The following is a 15744-nucleotide window of genomic DNA, read 5'->3' as shown; positions in this document are numbered from 1 at the left end:
GTGATACACATGCAACGGTACGTGACTTATGCGACTCGATTAGTAAAAGCAAAGGACGTAAAAGCTGTATGTTGCGAAAGTAAAAATTTCTTCAAGAATGGATCAGAAGAACAAGCAGTGAACATCATGTTAAAGCTAACAGAAAGGAGTGAACGTGTTGGGCAACATTAATGAGATTTTCGTAGAAGGTTTCCAGTCACATACAAATAGCCATTTCAATTTAGGAAACGGACTGAATGTAATTACTGGACCATCTGATAGCGGGAAAACTGCCATCATAAGAGCGGTTCGCTGGGTAGCGTTTAACGAACCTCAAGGTGAGGCTTTCGTTAACGAATCAGTAGGACATGCAACGGTTGCAATTCATCTGGATAACGGCATTATTATTTCAAAGCACCGTAGGAAGGGTAAAACATCTTACAGAATCCAAACGGATCCAGGGGATGAAGGAAGTGTATTTGAAAAGTCAGAGGTACCTGAGGAAGTAAAGCAACTACTCGGTATTACAAAGCAAACATTCGGTGATTTTGTTACAGCTTTAAACTTTGCATTTCAGCTTGAAGCTCCGTTTCTAATAAGTGAAACACCATCATCAGGTGCAAAAGTACTTGGTAAGTTAGCGGGAACAGAAGCTGTAGATCTCGCAGTAAAAAGTGTATCAAAAGATACATATGCAGCAAGGCAAGAGAGATTACTAGCTGAAAAAGAGATTGAGAGATTAGCAGGTAACTTACTCGAGTACTTGGATGTGGATGATAAAGTACAGCAGTTAAAAACAGCGGAAAGTCTAATGGAACATGTAGAGGAATCGCATAAAAAGAAAGAGGTACTTCAGCAACTACAAACTCAACAAAAGATAGCGTTTGAAAAATTCCGTGTAGCGTTTGTTGAGGAAGAAAGGCTTTCAAAAGTTCCAGTTCTTATTCAAATACTTGAAGAAACAGAAAAAGACCAGCAGTGTCTGCAAACACTACTGGACTTACAAAAAAGATACGAGTCACTGTCCACCGCCAAGAAGACACTGACTGAAACATTAAAACAATTTGATGGATTAGTAGAAGTAAGTAACTTGTTACAAGATTCTACTAAATTTGAAGAAAGATATTCTTTGCTTTCTATCTTATCACAAAACTATAAAAAGTATAGTCAAGCATTACAAAATGTTCAATTACAGCTAGAGAGGTTAACTGTAGCTGAAAGCATTGATGTAGTTGTGATTGAAGAGGAAGTAAAGAAAACGGACGAATTAAATAAGCTATTTGTACAGCATAGCGTGATTAAACAACGCTATGAAAAAACAAGCATGGATGTAAACAGATTATCTGTACCTAGCGGCATGTCAGATCAACTACAAGAATGTGAAACAAGTAATGAACGTTTAAATCAGATGCATATGTTGCTTCACAAATTTGTAACTTCACACAAAGAATATACGAAGGTTATGAGTCGTGTGGACCATTTGCGTGTCCCTGAAGAAGCGGAAATAAAGGTAACAGAAGCTGAGAAAAACGTATCTCGTTTAGCTGAATTAAACGAGTTATTACGGAACTACATGATTTGGAATCAACGGGTTCGTCACAGTACAAGCACATTGGTGCTATACGAAAAGCACATTGAAAATTATACAAAGGAATTGGAAGAGACATGGAACGAGGCTGGTGGAGTTTGTCCGCTATGCGAATCGCCGATGTCTTTTGAACATTCTCATTAAGGAGTGATTCGTTGTGATTGATACAGAAAAAGTGAGCGACTTTCTGCAAACAGCTGAGCGGCTGAATAATTCATTAATGGAAATCAATGAGGTTATTGAATCTTTTGAAGATACATCAAATATTTTAAAGGTCTCACTATTTCATAAAAAATTTAATGAGGATCTACCGGTAAGTGGATTAGAAAGTGTAGACGAAAAAATTATTGATTTTAATATTCGACCTACTGTGTTGGCATGTTTAAAAGATCAAAAAAAGTTTCTTGAATCAGAGCTGCAAAATTTACTATCGAAACAATTCGAAGGGGGAAATGAGTAATGGACTTAAAACAACGTATTGAAATCGCAAAAGCAAATTTAAAGAAAGCTGAAACAGCAAAGATTCAAGCGGAGGCTGAAAAATCATCAGCAGAAAAACAATTAACGGAAATCGCTGAACAAATGGCGCAGTATGGGGTAACTCCTGATACAATCCAGGATGAAATCAACAAGCTTGATTTATCTGTTAAAGAAAACCTGGAGCATGTAGAACGACTCATCCCGCAGGTATAAGGAGGTTGTTCTCATGTACGAGCTTTTAAAAGCGAGAGCGGATATTTGTCAGGCAAGCGATAAATTGAAAATGAAAATTGGTCAACGAGACTTATTAGTAAGACAACAAAAAGGTGCCGAGGCGAGAAAAGCAAAAGCTGAAGCACAACTCGGTGAATTTGACTTAGTACAGATCCTTCTTCAAAAAACAAGTGATTATGCAAGGCAACAAGCAAAACGTCGTATTGAAGAAATTGTTACGTCAGCTCTTACAGTCGTATTCGATAAAGATTACAGATTCGAAATTGAAATAACTGTAAAAAGTAATCAACCGGTAGCCGAATACTGGCTACAGTCTGAAGATGTACGAACGCAATTGAAGCCACCTGATTATGATCGTGGTGGTGGTGTAGCAGACGTAGTAAGTTTAGCGCTCAGATTGGCTGTAGGAGAGATTAGTGGTGTAAGAGGTCCATTATTCTTAGATGAGGTCGGGAAGCACGTGAGTCAAGAATATGCGCCAAATGTGGCGTACTTCTTGAAGGAATACAGCATTAAATTTAATCGTCAAATTGTTCTTATTACGCACAGTGCTCATTTAGCTGAGATAGGTGACGTAGCACTTGGTGTGACTCAAAAACAAGGAAAAAGCATAGTAACTGCTTTATAGGAAAGGGAGATTTGGATAGGTGTATGAAATGCGAAATTAAAAATGCGTTAAAAGGTGCATTAGCAAATGCTGCAGGTCTAAAAATTACTGAGGAAGTTATAGGAAAAGCAACAGAAGCTCAGTTAAAAGAATTACAAGCTGCAGACGAAGCAGAGAAAGCTATTAAAAAACAACTTCAAGCTGAATATAAAGCTGAAATCGCACCAATTCGTAAAAAGTATCTGAAACGAACTGAGGAACTATTAAAACCAGTTTTTGAACGTCATGATATGGCTTGTACAGAAATTCAAAATGCTTTAGGTATCAAAGAAGACGACGATGTATCGATAGACCTTGGAACAGGTGAAGTTACAAAAGAAGTTATCAAAGAAAAAGAGACGAGTAACCTTCACTAGTTAGTAAAGGTACCTTATAGAACAAGAAAAAGCAGAGGTGAGGGTATGAAGTTTCTATATTTCGGTGATCCACATATACGAGGTACAAATCCTCGTAACCGCAAGGATAATTACAAAGAGGCATTAATTGCTAAGTTCCGTGAGATTTTTACACTAGCTAAATACAAAGGTGTGACAGCAATTATTGAACCTGGGGATACGTTTGATAGACCTGAGGTTACCACAAGCGTGTTACTAGAGTTTGCAAAGGTACTAAAAGAAAGTCCAGTTCCAATTTATACAACAGCTGGTAATCATGATATTTATGGATGCAATCTTGCAACGTATGAACGGACAAGCCTAAGAGTGCTGGAGTTAATCGTACCGCAGCTTACAGTCATAAATGATCCAAGACAAGCTAAAATGTTTCATCAAGATGGTAACCACGTACAGTTAACGTTTACACCTTACAGTGATCAAATTGATAAAGCTGGATATGGTTATTCACCAGAAGTTATTGAAGATTATGAGTCAACCAAAATACACGTAGCACACGGGATGCTACTTGATCATGATCCACCTTTTGATAGGTATACAAAAGTACAAGATGTAAATACAGAGGCGGATTTGGTTTTGTGTGGCCATGATCATACCGGCTTTGGGGTTTGTAATCGTTCGGATGGAAAAGTATTTGCGAATATCGGTAGTATCACACGTTTATCGGCTTCAGAAGCTGAGATTAGTAGACCAATACAGGTACTTCTTATCGATGTAAAATCTCCAGGTGTTTTTGATTTAGAACGGATTCCACTTCAAAGTGCAAAACCTGGTGAAGAAGTACTTGATCGTAGCCGGATTGAAGCAGAGAAGAAACGGGCGTATGCAATGGAGGAGTTTGCTTCCTTGATTCAAACGGAAACAGGAGAAGATGTTCTGGTTGATATAAATACGATTGTTGAGAGTATTGCCAAGACAGAGAGCATTAATTCTGACGTGGTAGAAATAGCGTTAACGAAAATAGCGGAAGCAAAGGAGGGATTATGGGCATGATTGTAACTAAACCACAATTTGATGAAAACGAATTAGGTGAAGGCACTCCGGTGCAATTATGTATTTCCAGTGAAAAAGAGAAAGACTGTAAAACAAATTGGAACGGTATTGTAGTTGGTTTTACCCCTCTAAAGTTAAAGGTTGCTGGCTACACACCGAAGTGGACTTTAGATATAGAAGTTGTAGAAATCAGTATTGACCAGGTTTTAAAAGAAAAGGTATCAATTGAAAAATTGGTTCGACCGATACGTTGCACAAATCCTGAGGAGGTTTCGATAAATGAGTGAATTAAATAAGCAAATTCGTAGTTTACAAGAAGTGCATGGAACAGAAAAGTTACTTGCAGCCGCAACAGAAATTTTAGGGAAGAAAGTGCCGACTGATTATGTACGTGTATTAGAACCACTTGAGTTACAAGCATCTTTACAACAAATCGATGCTGCAGTACAGGATGTTCTTGAAAAAGGTAAGGCACGTGAAGAAGCTTACGGACGAAAAGCGGAGCTAATTAAACAAAAAGTAAAACTAAAAACAGCTGTAGAACTAAAAGAAGCTGAAGCATTTATGCAAATCCAAGGTGAAGGTCGTAATCAATTTGCTTATGTAAATGATCAAAAAGTCGCTCTTACGAATGATACATTACGTGATGCGTATCGTCAGCACTACAGTAAAGAAGAACGTCAACAGCTCACTGAAGTAGAACAGGAATTAGCTTCAATTGATATTAAAATTTATCAAACAAAAGATGCTTGGGAAACAGCAAAAGAATCAGCAGATCTTGTAAAAGCAAAAGCATATGTACAAGCGAATCTACTGAAGTTTTTAGCGTAGGAGGTTGCTATGGATCCAAAGCAAACAGCAATGAGGAATAAACAACGTGAACGTCAACAACGGGGTGATGATTTTCAAGCTGAAATCAGAAGAAGCTGGAGAGAGATCCCGAATGTATGGCGCATGAGAATAGCAGATGGTGCAGGTGCAACTCGTCCAGGTGATGAGATTGTATTAACACCTGAAGTAAATATACTAGCTGAAATGAAACGTACTGAGAGTCGTAGATTTTCACTAGATTATATGAGGCCGAATCAGATTCTCGGTTTACGAGACTTTGATCAAATTATTGATAGAAATTTAGGTCTTGTGTTTATCAGTTTTCTAAATGATAGCAAGGGTCTTGACGAGGCTTATGCATTTAGACTTATTACAGCTCTTATTCATATGAAAAAACGAAATGTGAACCATATAAAGCTTGAAGAATTTCAAAATCAGATGGTTCCTTGTGTACTACTTCCAAGGCTTACATACCACGAACCTTCTTATGATCTATCGGGGGTGCTTACTTGCTACAAATCTTTGTAAAACACAACATCCGAATAAGAGGCGCTAGTACACCTCTTAAGGCGGCGATTACTAAGGCACTAACTTTTGATAATCCAGCATATGTGAAAGCGAAAAAACAACGTAGACCTACGTGGGGGATACAAGCAAAACTTGAATTGTTTGTATATGACAAAGGAGATATTGTCACACCCAGAGGTTTTCTCAAGAATCTAGAAGATGTATTGAAAAACTTAGGATACGATCCAGGTAAAGTTATTACCTCACAGATTTCATATGGCCGAGATGTTAGTTTCGGAGCATGGAATGACGGATTCGTTTTAAAAGAAGACCAGACACCGATGGTACAAGCACTTATGCAAGAAAACGGAATAGGAGTTGCACCAGCTGGTTCTGGTAAAACAGTAATGGGGATGCGTTATATCTACGAAAAAGGTAAAGCGGCCCTATGGCTCACGCACACAAAAGATTTAATGTATCAATCCGCAAAGCGAGCAAAGGCTACAATGCCTGATATCGGTCGTATCGGCTTTTTCGGTGACGGGGTACATGATTGGGGAGACGGTAAATTAATCGTTGCTACAGTGCAAACTTTGCAGCGAAATCCACATTTAATTGATGCGCTGAACGATTTTATCGGGACAGTAGTAGTAGATGAGGCCCATCATTTTCCCGCGGTACAGTTCATTGAAACGGCTGGGAAATTAACTGCTGAAAATATGATTGGTCTCACGGCAACACCTTCTCGAAAAGATGGATTAGAAATCTATATGTACAACGGTGTAGGACCAAAGGTGTATGAGATTAGTAGGGACGGAATGTATGAAGCTGGGAGACTAATAAAGCCAAATGTGAAATTTGTATACACCGAGTTTAATTACGAAACGGCAAGTAACCGAAACGAGATTGATAGTGTAGATGCAGGAGGAGAAGATCTTGACTACACAGATCTAATTCGTCACCTCATTTCGGATAAGAAGCGTGCGAAATTAGTTGCTGAAAGTATCGTGGAGCATTATCCATTAGGACCTGCAATAGTCATTACGGAATCTGTCCGGTACTGTTTTGTCTTACAACAACTCGTACAAAAGTTATTGAAAGAAAGATACGGTGATACGTATTACGGGAAACCGATTCATACAGCTGTAGTGCACGGCGGAATCAGTCGTTACACCTGGAGAAAAGCAAAAAATGAAAAACATGCACAGCAGCTTATCGATAACGGTTATGCAGTCGAGAAAAAGCAAGGTAAGTACGGTTGGCAGGTAAAGGTTGCACAGTATTCAGAAAAGGAAATTCGTGAATGGCAAGTAACAAAGCAAAAACGTAAAGACATTTTAGAAGCGTGTGACCGAAAAGAAGTAGATATTTTATTTGCCACACAGTTAGCGCGTGAAGGATTGGACATGCAGCATTTAGCAGTTGGCCATATGGTAATGCCGAAACGTGGTGATTCTCGTGAAAGTAATAGCGGTTCATCGGTAGAGCAAGAAATTGGACGTATTATGCGACCTGATCGGAACAATCCGGATAAAGAAGCGTACTGGTTCGATTACGTTGACTACAATGTTGGGGTGTTTAAGGACCAATACCATAGCCGCAGAAAAGTATACAGCAGAATCGGTTTAACAGTACCAAGAAAGCCGAAAACAGAGCGTGATACAGTAGCTAATTTCTTAAATGATATGCCTTGGTGAAAGGGGTGATAATGATGGGAAAGTACGAGTATGTAGGTGCACTTTATGAAATCACAGAACTAATTGCTTCAGCGAAAGAGGTGAAGTAAGTGGGTTTGAAAGACACAGGCAAAAAAATAGTAAGAAAAATGATAAGGATATTTGCAAGAGGATCGGGTAAAAGTTTTCCCCTTCAACGAGGAAAATCAATGCTTGTTGAAATTCCAGAATATGACCCGAAAGATTACGAAATCTCGTATAACAGAAAAGTGACTTATCGAAAAAAGAAAAGCCAAGCAAAACGAAAAGCATGGAAAAAATACGGCCTACAAGGGCGCGGGAGGAAGAAATAATGACTCAAGAAACAAACCAAAATGAAGTAGTGGTACAAAATAATGCGGTGGCGAAAACAAATACTGGAAGTAATTATATTACAGCTATTTTAGAAGAAACAAAGCAGGGGTTCGTAGAAGCGAATAACGGACTTGATATGGATTTCGTCCGAATGGGCGAATGGTTAACGGTTAACAAGAAAGGGAATTTCGTAGAAAAAGATGATGAAAATGTAACGTACGGTGACAGTATCGATGTAGTAATCGGATATGGTGAGCAACGTTGGTCTGTATGGGGAAAACAAGACTCTCCTGAAGACGGTCAATTAATCGTAGCGGAAAAAACAAAGGAAGATGCGGAAGTTGTATTCAATCAGTGGTTAGCTGAGAATCCACAAGCGGAAGAACGTTATGAGTTAGACGATATTCAGCTTCGCTATATGGCATCAGTTGTTCCAGTATCGACATTAAGTCCAGACGACTTCCCACGTATCTACCTTATGAGCTTCAGTCCAACAGATACTATCATTTTCGGTCGTTTTGCGATGAGTGTGTATACAGGTAAATATAAAGCATTAGGTGTTCCATCTAAACTAGGTGTCAATAAAATTGTTACACGTTTGGTAACTACAGAACGTAAGAGTCGTACAAATGCGAGTCAGCAATGGATCGGTATTGACTTCAAGCCTGTAGGTGTATTTAAACCAGAAGATTACGGAATTAATGTAGAAGAAACAGAACAAGCTTCAGAATAATTAAGGAGGGCGTCTACAAATGGCAAAAAAGAAAGATAAAACAAGTGAATATCAATATGTAGACGCATGGTACAGCAATCAGAACGGTAGAAGCATTCCGTGGAAACGAATCCCTTCTTCTGAAGTGAAGCAATTCCAAACGGGAGAGGCATTCAATTTCAATTGCTTTGCTACAGTTCAACGATTTGCGAACGACACAAAAGTAAAGGGGGAGGCATTTATTGCTCCCCTATATTTTGACCTTGACCATGCGGAAGATCCATCAGTCAGCCAAAAGGATGCAGTAAAACTAGTGGAATTTTTTACGAAAGAAATGGATATTCGTGAATCGGATATGTGGATTTACTTTTCTGGATCAAAAGGATTCCACATCTTAATAAGCTCCGATGCACTCGGTATTGAACCGAGAAACGACCTTCATAAAATCTTCAAGCATATGGCCGGGTACTTAGTCCATCGACTAGGACTCACGTCACTAGACCTGGTGGTGTATACAGAGAAACGAATGATTCGTTTACCAAACAGTATGCATCAAAAAACAAACCTATTTAAAACAGAAATTAGTGTAGATGAATTAAATAAATTAACACTGGAAGATATAAAAGATTTAGCTAAGTCACCAAGGCATCCAGACGACCTTCCTTTTACGGCAGAAGAACGTAAAAAGGCTATGAAATATAGACCTCGTACGGGATATTTACTAATAAATAAAACAGAAGAATACGAACAAGCTGCAGCAACAAGTGCTCGTAAGTATGCAAAAGAAGAATTTCAATTTAAAAAAGATAAACCACCGGCATGTGTAGTTGATATTTTAAACGGCGGTTGGAAAAAAGACGGTGACCGAAACCAAGCGACAGTACAGCTTGCTTGTTACTTCAAAGATGCAGGCTACACCAAGGAAGAAACAATGAAAGACCTGGAAGAGTGGGTACTAAAATTCACTTCTGAAAGTAATGAGTATGGTAAGCAACAGCGTGTAGCGAATACTCGAAGTGTAGTTGATGCGGTATACAGCGGAGATAATACATACAAATTTGGTTGTGCATTTATTCGCTCACTACATGGTGAAAAGAAGCCGGGGAGCAAAGAATATGAACGCGTAGCATGTGCTGGTGATATGTGTCACTGCATTAAGAAAAACGCAGAGGAAGAAGAAAATGCAAAGCTCCTACATTTAGCAGAGACTGGTAACGCAGACCTTACCGGAAAGCTAGTGAAAACTCGTGTCATGGTTGCAGGTAAAAAGCATACACCTTATATCATTCCGAAAAACATTGAGTACCATTGCTGGGGTAGAGAAAGTTGTAAAAAGGTACATTGCCCTCTATACGATATTCATACGCATACTGGCTATAAAGACTTAGGTGTTAGTGATCGGGAAGTCATCCAAATGACAGGTGTAGGTGACGATAATATCAAAGGCATTTTACGAGAAATCTCAGGCATTCCAAATTGCCCGAAATATAATACGGATATTTTAGAGAACATGAATGTGGAAGAATTACTTGTAATCCCTATGGCTGAAGAAGATGACGAAAAACAAGAGCAACATAAAGGGAATTATGTACTACGAAAAGTGTACGCCGTAAATGGATTAAACGTAAGCGAGAACAAGTACTACGAATTAACCGGTTATGTATACCCGCATCCAAAGAATCAGGAGTCAACACTACTTATAAAGAGTGCGACACCGCTTCAGGATGTGGTTGAAAGTTTTGAGTTAAATGAACAAGTGAAAGAGGATTTAGCAACATTTCAGCCGGCGGATTATACAGCTGAATCGATTGAGCAGAAGTTAGGGGCTATTTGTAACGATTTAACGTACAACGTAACCCACATTGTAGAACGTGATGAAACGTTACTTGCAGTACTTCTTACTTTCCATAGCGTATTGCGTTTCCGAATACCGTGGGACTTAAATCCTATACGTGGATGGGCAGAATTAAAAATAGTAGGTGATACAGGTACTGGTAAGTCAGCACTCATCGAAAAAGTAATGAAATATGTAGGACTTGGTACTCGAGTAAATGCGGAAAGTACATCACGTACAGGTCTAACGTACAAGATGGAACAGTCAGGTGCTCAAGGTGCATGGTACATCGTTTGGGGTGCATGGCCGTTGGCTGATAAAGAAATGATTTGGATCGATGAGGATACAGGTATTACAAAAGACGATTACGGTGAAATGACACTTGCGCGTTCTGATGGAAAACTAGAAGTAAAACGAGCTGTAACAGCTGAAACACCTTGTCGTGTACGTGCCATTATGTCAGGGAACGTACCGAAAGGAAAACGACTGGCTGATTACTCTCAAGGTGCAGAAAGCTTAAAAGATATTTTTAATAACGAGGATATTAGGCGATTTGACTTTGCAGTCTTTATGCGAGCGAGTGATGTGGATCCTGAATTATATAACCAAACACTTGCAACGTATCCATCAATTATTCAAAAAGATACTTTGAAAAATAACATCTTATTTGCTTGGTCACGTAAGCCAGAAGATGTGCTGTTTACAGACGGCACAATCGATAAAGTACTGGAGGTTGCGACAGACCTTGCAAAAGTATATGGAAACGCAAATGATATACCTCTTGTTTCTCCTTCAGATCAACGGAATAAAGTAGCACGATTAGCAGTTGCGCTTGCAGCTCTTACACATTCAGTTGATGAATCGGGGGAAAGAATTCAAGTTTGGCCAGGACATGTTGAGTTTATGGGGGAGTACTTAAAAGCGTTATACAATGCTCCGGGTTGTGGCTTAAATTACTATGCTCGTTTGGCTATAAAAGAGGAAGAAATGACAGAAGAAAGATATCAGAAGTTTACGACAGATCTAAAAAAAATCGATACATTAACAGGTGAAATGAAGTTCTACGAATTTATTAAACTATTCGCTCAACAGAAGTACTTACGCCTTGGTGATGTTGAGGCCATGTTATCCATCGATAAAGAAGAAGCGAAAGCAATTGTAAATCAATTAGCGAAAATGAGGATGATCCTTTTAACAAGTGGTGGCTATCGAAAAACGCCACGCTTTAATGCATACATTGCATATTGCATGAAGAAAGGTCTCTTTGATCATATACAAGATGAGTACTACTAATTATATGGACAAGCACTACAAATATGACTGGAAGTGAAACTATGAAACTCGGAAGTTTGTTTGGGAAACCAAAAACATTAGCAAGTAGTAAAAAACAGGTACCGGTAAAAGAATCAAAATTAGCGGTAGAAATGGAAAAAAAGAAGAAGCCAGGGCAATTTGATATTGTTTGGCCAAAAGTAGAACCACAACAAGTGAAAGATTATAAAGCGATTCTTACAGTCTCGGAGTTAAAGAAATACCTTGAGCGTTGTATACAGACGGGTAAGGCAGGATTTGATTGGGAGACTGCAGCAAGTGAAGAAATTAGAGCGCATTATAAAAAGGCGTTTGAAGGTATAGAAGAAGCAGCTGCTGCAGGTGTTATTGATGAGAAAGAAGCAGAAAGCCAACGAGAGAGCTTAGAAAAAGCATATTTAAAAACACCACTGGATCCGTGGAAAGGTGAAATATGTACTGTATCTTTATCAGCAGCCGCGCACGAGTCAAGAGTTGTTCCGATCTCACATAAAGTTGGCCAAGTATTTGAACCGAGTATGGATAGGGACGAAGCTAGAAAACTTGTACTAGATTTACTCGATGAGTACTTATTCAAAAATGAAAAAGTATTAAAGATTGCGGTCAACTTATCTTTTGAAACGAAATATGCAGCGAAGTACGGTAAGTATATCTTAGGGAAAGTAGCAGATCCATTGATTATGTGGGTACGGTGTTTACAAATTGCAGCACCTCAAAAGATTAATAACCCGAAAAAACCGACAAGTGGATGGGGGTTAAAACCTGCTACAAAACACATTTTTGGCGTAACGATGAACGACTTCTCAGCACTTTTAAAGAAATACAAGATTGATTTCTTTGATGAAATTGATGCAAGTAAGGGAGAAGGATTACTTTACTCGGCTGAGGACGCTGATTATGCAGTACAGCATTACGAATATTGGTCTCAAATTGCGTCTCAAATTCCGCGATATGAGGAATGGCTCCATAATATTGAAATGCCGTTCACACGTGTTATCGGTCTTATGGAGTACTGGGGAATGCATTGGGATCCAAACCTTGCCACGCAAAAGAAACAAGAAGCTGAAATTATGCAAGAGCAAGCTGCTGAACGTATCAAACAAATTGCAAAAGAAACGTTCAACGTTGATATAAAAACGGGTAAATCAGGAAAGACGAACGAAGTAAAAAGTTTAATGTTTGATTACTTAAAAATACCGGTGGCTAAATACGGAAAAACAGGTGCGAGCCTTGACCAAGAGGCGCTTATCGATATGGCATTTATGCTTGAGAACAAACTGAATGACATCGATGAGGAAAAGTATCTCAGTATTCCATTACCTGAAAATTGGGAAAGTATTGATCCGGAGAAAGATCCTACATTAGATAAATTGGAGCGCGGGGCAATTCGTATCGCGAAGCGTGAACAGCATCCTTATAAAGAACAAGCACTGGAAGTAATTGATCAACTGAAGAAAATTCAAAAATACACAACATTACTTTCTTCACACATCGTAGGACGTGAAAAGTACTTGAATTTCATGAGCGGACGGATACATGCGGGATATAGTCCATTTACGGAAACAGGACGTTTGAATAGTTTTAATCCGAATGGACAAAACGTACCGAGACCTGATAATGACGAATTTAAAATTAGAAACTTCTTTGTACCAAGGCCAGGAAAGATATTATTCTTCATTGACTTCTCAGGTTTCGAGCTTCGCTTAATGGCATGGAAATCGGGAGATGAAGTCATGATTGAATTGTTTAACACAGGCGGTGATATGCACCGTAGAACAGCGTCTGTAATGACTGGAAAACCTGAGGATGAAATTGTAAAGAAAGAACGTACAGATGCAAAAGCAGGAAACTTCGGCATCTCTTATGGTGGTACAGAACACGCTTTACAGTTCACATTTAAAACAAAATACATGATCCGTAAAACATTAGATGAGTGTGCACAGATTGTAAATGCAGTTAAAACAGCATACAAACGCATACCTGAGTATCAGCGCAAAATTGTTTTAGAAGCACGGGAGCAAGGCTATGTTCAAACAATCTATGGATATATGAGATTACTACCAGGCATTAATAGCGCGAATAGAAGAGATCGTGGCTCAGCTGAAAGACAAGCAGCGAATACACCAGTACAAGGTAGTGCGGCTGACATTATGAAAAAAGTACAAAGTGAAATTTATGAATCTATCGGCAAACAAGAAGGTGTACTTGCTCATGGTAGTGTCGATATGATTGCACAAATCCACGATGAAATCATTTTTGAAATAGATGATGATCCAGAAATTATGGTAGCAGCAGAAAAACAAATTAAACAAGTTATGGAGCAACCTCCAGTACCAGGATTTCCAGTTCCGATTGAAGCAGAAGGAAGTGTAGGTTATCGATGGGGCGAGAAAATGGGTGTTGAATCCTGGCTTAAACAAAGGGAGGAATAGCATGTGGGAAGAGGAGAGGGACCACGTAAATCGATGTTTGCAAAGCGTCATGCAACAGCATTACCACGTGTAAAGCCAGCTAGAATTGTAGGAAGTATTGCTGGAGAACCGTACAACATGGTTTGGGTAGTAAGCTCATTAAGAAAAGATAAAAAGACGGGTGTTTTAGACCCGGTACCACAGGATCCATACGCAGAATTGTTATTCAAGAGTTGTTTTAAGAAATGGGGGAAAGACGATGAACGAGAAATTAAATCGTCAACAACGCCGAGCGAATGAACGTGAACGAAAGAAGACAAGGGAACGTCAAAGCTTTCATCGAGGTGAAGTGCAGCAAGTATCACTTTTATCGTATAAAGATGGCCGAACATTAGCATTACGTGCAGTAAAAGAAGTGTTAGGACTAGGTCCAGTACGTTTAGAGCGTGTACAGAAGCGATTAGAAGAACTAGAAAACGAGAATTTCAATGAACTATTTTTAGAGCATTTAAGAAAATAAAAAGCTGTAGAAAGGAAGTGCAGTTGTGGGTGGTAGACAGCAAGGAAAGGGGTACGAGAATCGGAAAAGTGATCGGAAGATGGAAAGATTAAAACGTGAAATGGTTAAGCAAAAAAGAAAAGTAGCAAAAGGTGAGCCACGAAAGGCGGTAGTGTACTTGAACAATTTGGAGCAACAGTTAAAGGATGTAATGCAAGAAAATCGTGATTTGCAGTTAGAAGTTGATTTATACAAGTCTCAGGTGAAAGTGAAAGACAATTACGCAAAACGTGTAGTGTACGAAAATAAAGAATTACGGGAACAGATTAAAAATTTACGCAAAAAATTTTTAGCAGTAGTTGTTTCTTATATGGTGGTAGCGATCATTGTTAGCTTTGTGATTGCTAGATAAGAAGGGAGCGGTTGAGATGTCTGTAGTGAAAGGTAACGAGTTCTGGAGGGAGGTGTATTACTACATGGAAGAGCATAATTGCTATAAAGATGAGGCTGTAAAAGCAGTAGAGGCTCAGTTCAGTAATAAGGACGAAAAAAGATTAGAAATCATTGAAGCTGTAAAAGAAAAGTTGATGTATGCAGGGATACCAGAAAAGGACTCTTTAAAATTCGCAGAAACTGCACCCTTTGTTAATTCCTTAACTGGTGCCGGTGTAGAAAGAATGGTAAGAAGTTTTATAGCCTTATATAAAAAAGGGGAGTGTGCAAAACAATGAACATCGTACATTTATTCCAGCTTCAAAAAGAGCTTGATAACAAGATTGCGGAAAAACATGGTTTGCAAAACGTATCGTTGTTTCAGGAAAAGAAGTTATCATTTCGTGATGAATTAAGTGAGTTACTTCATGTGTGGCGTGGCCATAAGTATTGGAGCGCTAACAACAAACCAATTACAAAAGCAGTGCGTAATGAAGGACAGATGATGGAAGAGGACAAGGAGTATTACAATCCGTTGTTAGACGAATTTGTTGATGCTCTTGACTTTGCTTTATCGATTGGATTAGAACGTGAATGGAATAAATATATTGATGCTTTTGTAGTACGTAATAGCAATGGTAATACAAAAACAGAAATTATCGATGTATTTAACGATTTATATGAAAACAAATTGTGGACTGCAGCGCACTACATAACCCTGATGAATGATTTAGCATACTTAGGAGCTGCACTTGGATTCTCTGCTATTGAGATATACAACGCATATATAGAAAAAAATAAAATCAATCATGATCGTCAGGCATCCGGTTACTAAAAGGGGAGG

The 15744-nt window shown here is 38.8% G+C and carries 20 protein-coding genes; all 20 read left to right on the top strand.

What is annotated here, in order from left to right; all coding sequences use genetic code 11:
- The first annotated feature begins 9 nt into the window (after positions 1-9).
- The 20 genes from EGX95_RS30395 to EGX95_RS12780 all read left to right on the top strand — a co-directional run bounded on the left by EGX95_RS30395 (position 10) and on the right by EGX95_RS12780 (position 15735).
- The gene (locus EGX95_RS30395; protein ID WP_192957649.1) at positions 10-171 is read left to right on the top strand and encodes a hypothetical protein; all 162 of its coding nucleotides are present in this window, start codon (positions 10-12) and stop codon (positions 169-171) included.
- Positions 155-1711 carry an AAA family ATPase gene (locus tag EGX95_RS12870; RefSeq protein WP_123805624.1) on the top strand — a complete coding sequence of 519 codons (1557 nt, stop codon included), beginning with the start codon at positions 155-157 and terminating at the stop codon, positions 1709-1711. Before EGX95_RS30395 ends, EGX95_RS12870 begins: the two co-directional genes overlap by 17 nt.
- Positions 1712-1724: 13 nt before the next feature.
- Entirely contained in the window at positions 1725-2027 is a 303-nt protein-coding gene (locus tag EGX95_RS12865) for a hypothetical protein (RefSeq protein ID WP_123805623.1), read from the top strand.
- Positions 2027-2260: a hypothetical protein gene (locus tag EGX95_RS12860; protein WP_123805621.1), complete on the top strand. Its 234-nt coding sequence runs from the start codon at positions 2027-2029 to the stop codon at positions 2258-2260. The genes EGX95_RS12865 and EGX95_RS12860 overlap by 1 nt, the downstream gene beginning before the upstream one ends.
- A 13-nt stretch (positions 2261-2273) precedes the next feature.
- The gene (locus EGX95_RS12855; protein WP_123805620.1) at positions 2274-2909 is read left to right on the top strand and encodes a P-loop NTPase family protein; all 636 of its coding nucleotides are present in this window, start codon (positions 2274-2276) and stop codon (positions 2907-2909) included.
- A 23-nt stretch (positions 2910-2932) separates the two neighbouring features.
- A complete protein-coding gene (locus EGX95_RS12850) occupies positions 2933-3304 on the top strand; it encodes a hypothetical protein (protein ID WP_123805618.1) in 372 nt (123 codons plus the stop codon).
- Positions 3305-3349: 45 nt separating this feature from the next.
- Positions 3350-4333, top strand: a complete 984-nt coding sequence (locus EGX95_RS12845; RefSeq protein ID WP_123805616.1) for a metallophosphoesterase family protein — start codon at positions 3350-3352, stop codon at positions 4331-4333.
- Positions 4324-4620: a hypothetical protein gene (locus EGX95_RS12840; RefSeq protein ID WP_123805614.1), complete on the top strand. Its 297-nt coding sequence runs from the start codon at positions 4324-4326 to the stop codon at positions 4618-4620. The genes EGX95_RS12845 and EGX95_RS12840 overlap by 10 nt, the downstream gene beginning before the upstream one ends.
- On the top strand, positions 4613-5164 hold the full coding sequence (locus EGX95_RS12835) for a hypothetical protein (RefSeq protein WP_123805612.1): 552 nt from the start codon (positions 4613-4615) through the stop codon (positions 5162-5164). Before EGX95_RS12840 ends, EGX95_RS12835 begins: the two co-directional genes overlap by 8 nt.
- Before the next feature lie 9 nt (positions 5165-5173).
- Positions 5174-5692: a M48 family metalloprotease gene (locus EGX95_RS12830; protein WP_123805610.1), complete on the top strand. Its 519-nt coding sequence runs from the start codon at positions 5174-5176 to the stop codon at positions 5690-5692.
- 83 nt (positions 5693-5775) lie between these two features.
- Positions 5776-7368 (top strand): DEAD/DEAH box helicase, encoded by a 1593-nt coding sequence (locus tag EGX95_RS12825; RefSeq protein ID WP_123805819.1) that lies wholly within the window; start codon positions 5776-5778, stop codon positions 7366-7368.
- 188 nt (positions 7369-7556) lie between these two features.
- Entirely contained in the window at positions 7557-7700 is a 144-nt protein-coding gene (locus tag EGX95_RS30760) for a hypothetical protein (RefSeq protein WP_226812339.1), read from the top strand.
- Complete coding sequence (locus EGX95_RS12815; RefSeq protein WP_123805606.1) at positions 7700-8434, top strand: hypothetical protein; 735 nt, start codon at positions 7700-7702, stop codon at positions 8432-8434. Before EGX95_RS30760 ends, EGX95_RS12815 begins: the two co-directional genes overlap by 1 nt.
- A 19-nt stretch (positions 8435-8453) precedes the next feature.
- Positions 8454-11540, top strand: coding sequence for a DNA primase small subunit domain-containing protein (locus EGX95_RS12810; protein ID WP_123805604.1), 3087 nt, complete (start codon positions 8454-8456; stop codon positions 11538-11540).
- Between the two features lie 23 nt (positions 11541-11563).
- A complete protein-coding gene (locus tag EGX95_RS12805; RefSeq protein WP_123805602.1) occupies positions 11564-13990 on the top strand; it encodes a bifunctional 3'-5' exonuclease/DNA polymerase in 2427 nt (808 codons plus the stop codon).
- Positions 13991-13993: 3 nt separating this feature from the next.
- A complete protein-coding gene (locus EGX95_RS12800) occupies positions 13994-14269 on the top strand; it encodes a hypothetical protein (RefSeq protein ID WP_123805600.1) in 276 nt (91 codons plus the stop codon).
- Positions 14229-14489 (top strand): hypothetical protein, encoded by a 261-nt coding sequence (locus EGX95_RS12795; protein WP_123805599.1) that lies wholly within the window; start codon positions 14229-14231, stop codon positions 14487-14489. Before EGX95_RS12800 ends, EGX95_RS12795 begins: the two co-directional genes overlap by 41 nt.
- Positions 14490-14514: 25 nt before the next feature.
- Entirely contained in the window at positions 14515-14880 is a 366-nt protein-coding gene (locus EGX95_RS12790) for a hypothetical protein (protein WP_123805597.1), read from the top strand.
- 16 nt (positions 14881-14896) lie between these two features.
- Positions 14897-15199 (top strand): hypothetical protein, encoded by a 303-nt coding sequence (locus EGX95_RS12785; RefSeq protein WP_123805595.1) that lies wholly within the window; start codon positions 14897-14899, stop codon positions 15197-15199.
- Positions 15196-15735 (top strand): dUTP diphosphatase, encoded by a 540-nt coding sequence (locus EGX95_RS12780; RefSeq protein WP_123805594.1) that lies wholly within the window; start codon positions 15196-15198, stop codon positions 15733-15735. The genes EGX95_RS12785 and EGX95_RS12780 overlap by 4 nt, the downstream gene beginning before the upstream one ends.
- Positions 15736-15744: the final 9 nt, after the last annotated feature.

Origin of the sequence: Bacillus sp. FDAARGOS_527, from assembly GCF_003812125.1 — a bacterium.
Taxonomy (GTDB): Bacteria; Bacillota; Bacilli; order Bacillales; family Bacillaceae_G; genus Bacillus_A; species Bacillus_A paranthracis.
This window is presented reverse-complemented; position numbering and strand designations above follow the sequence as displayed.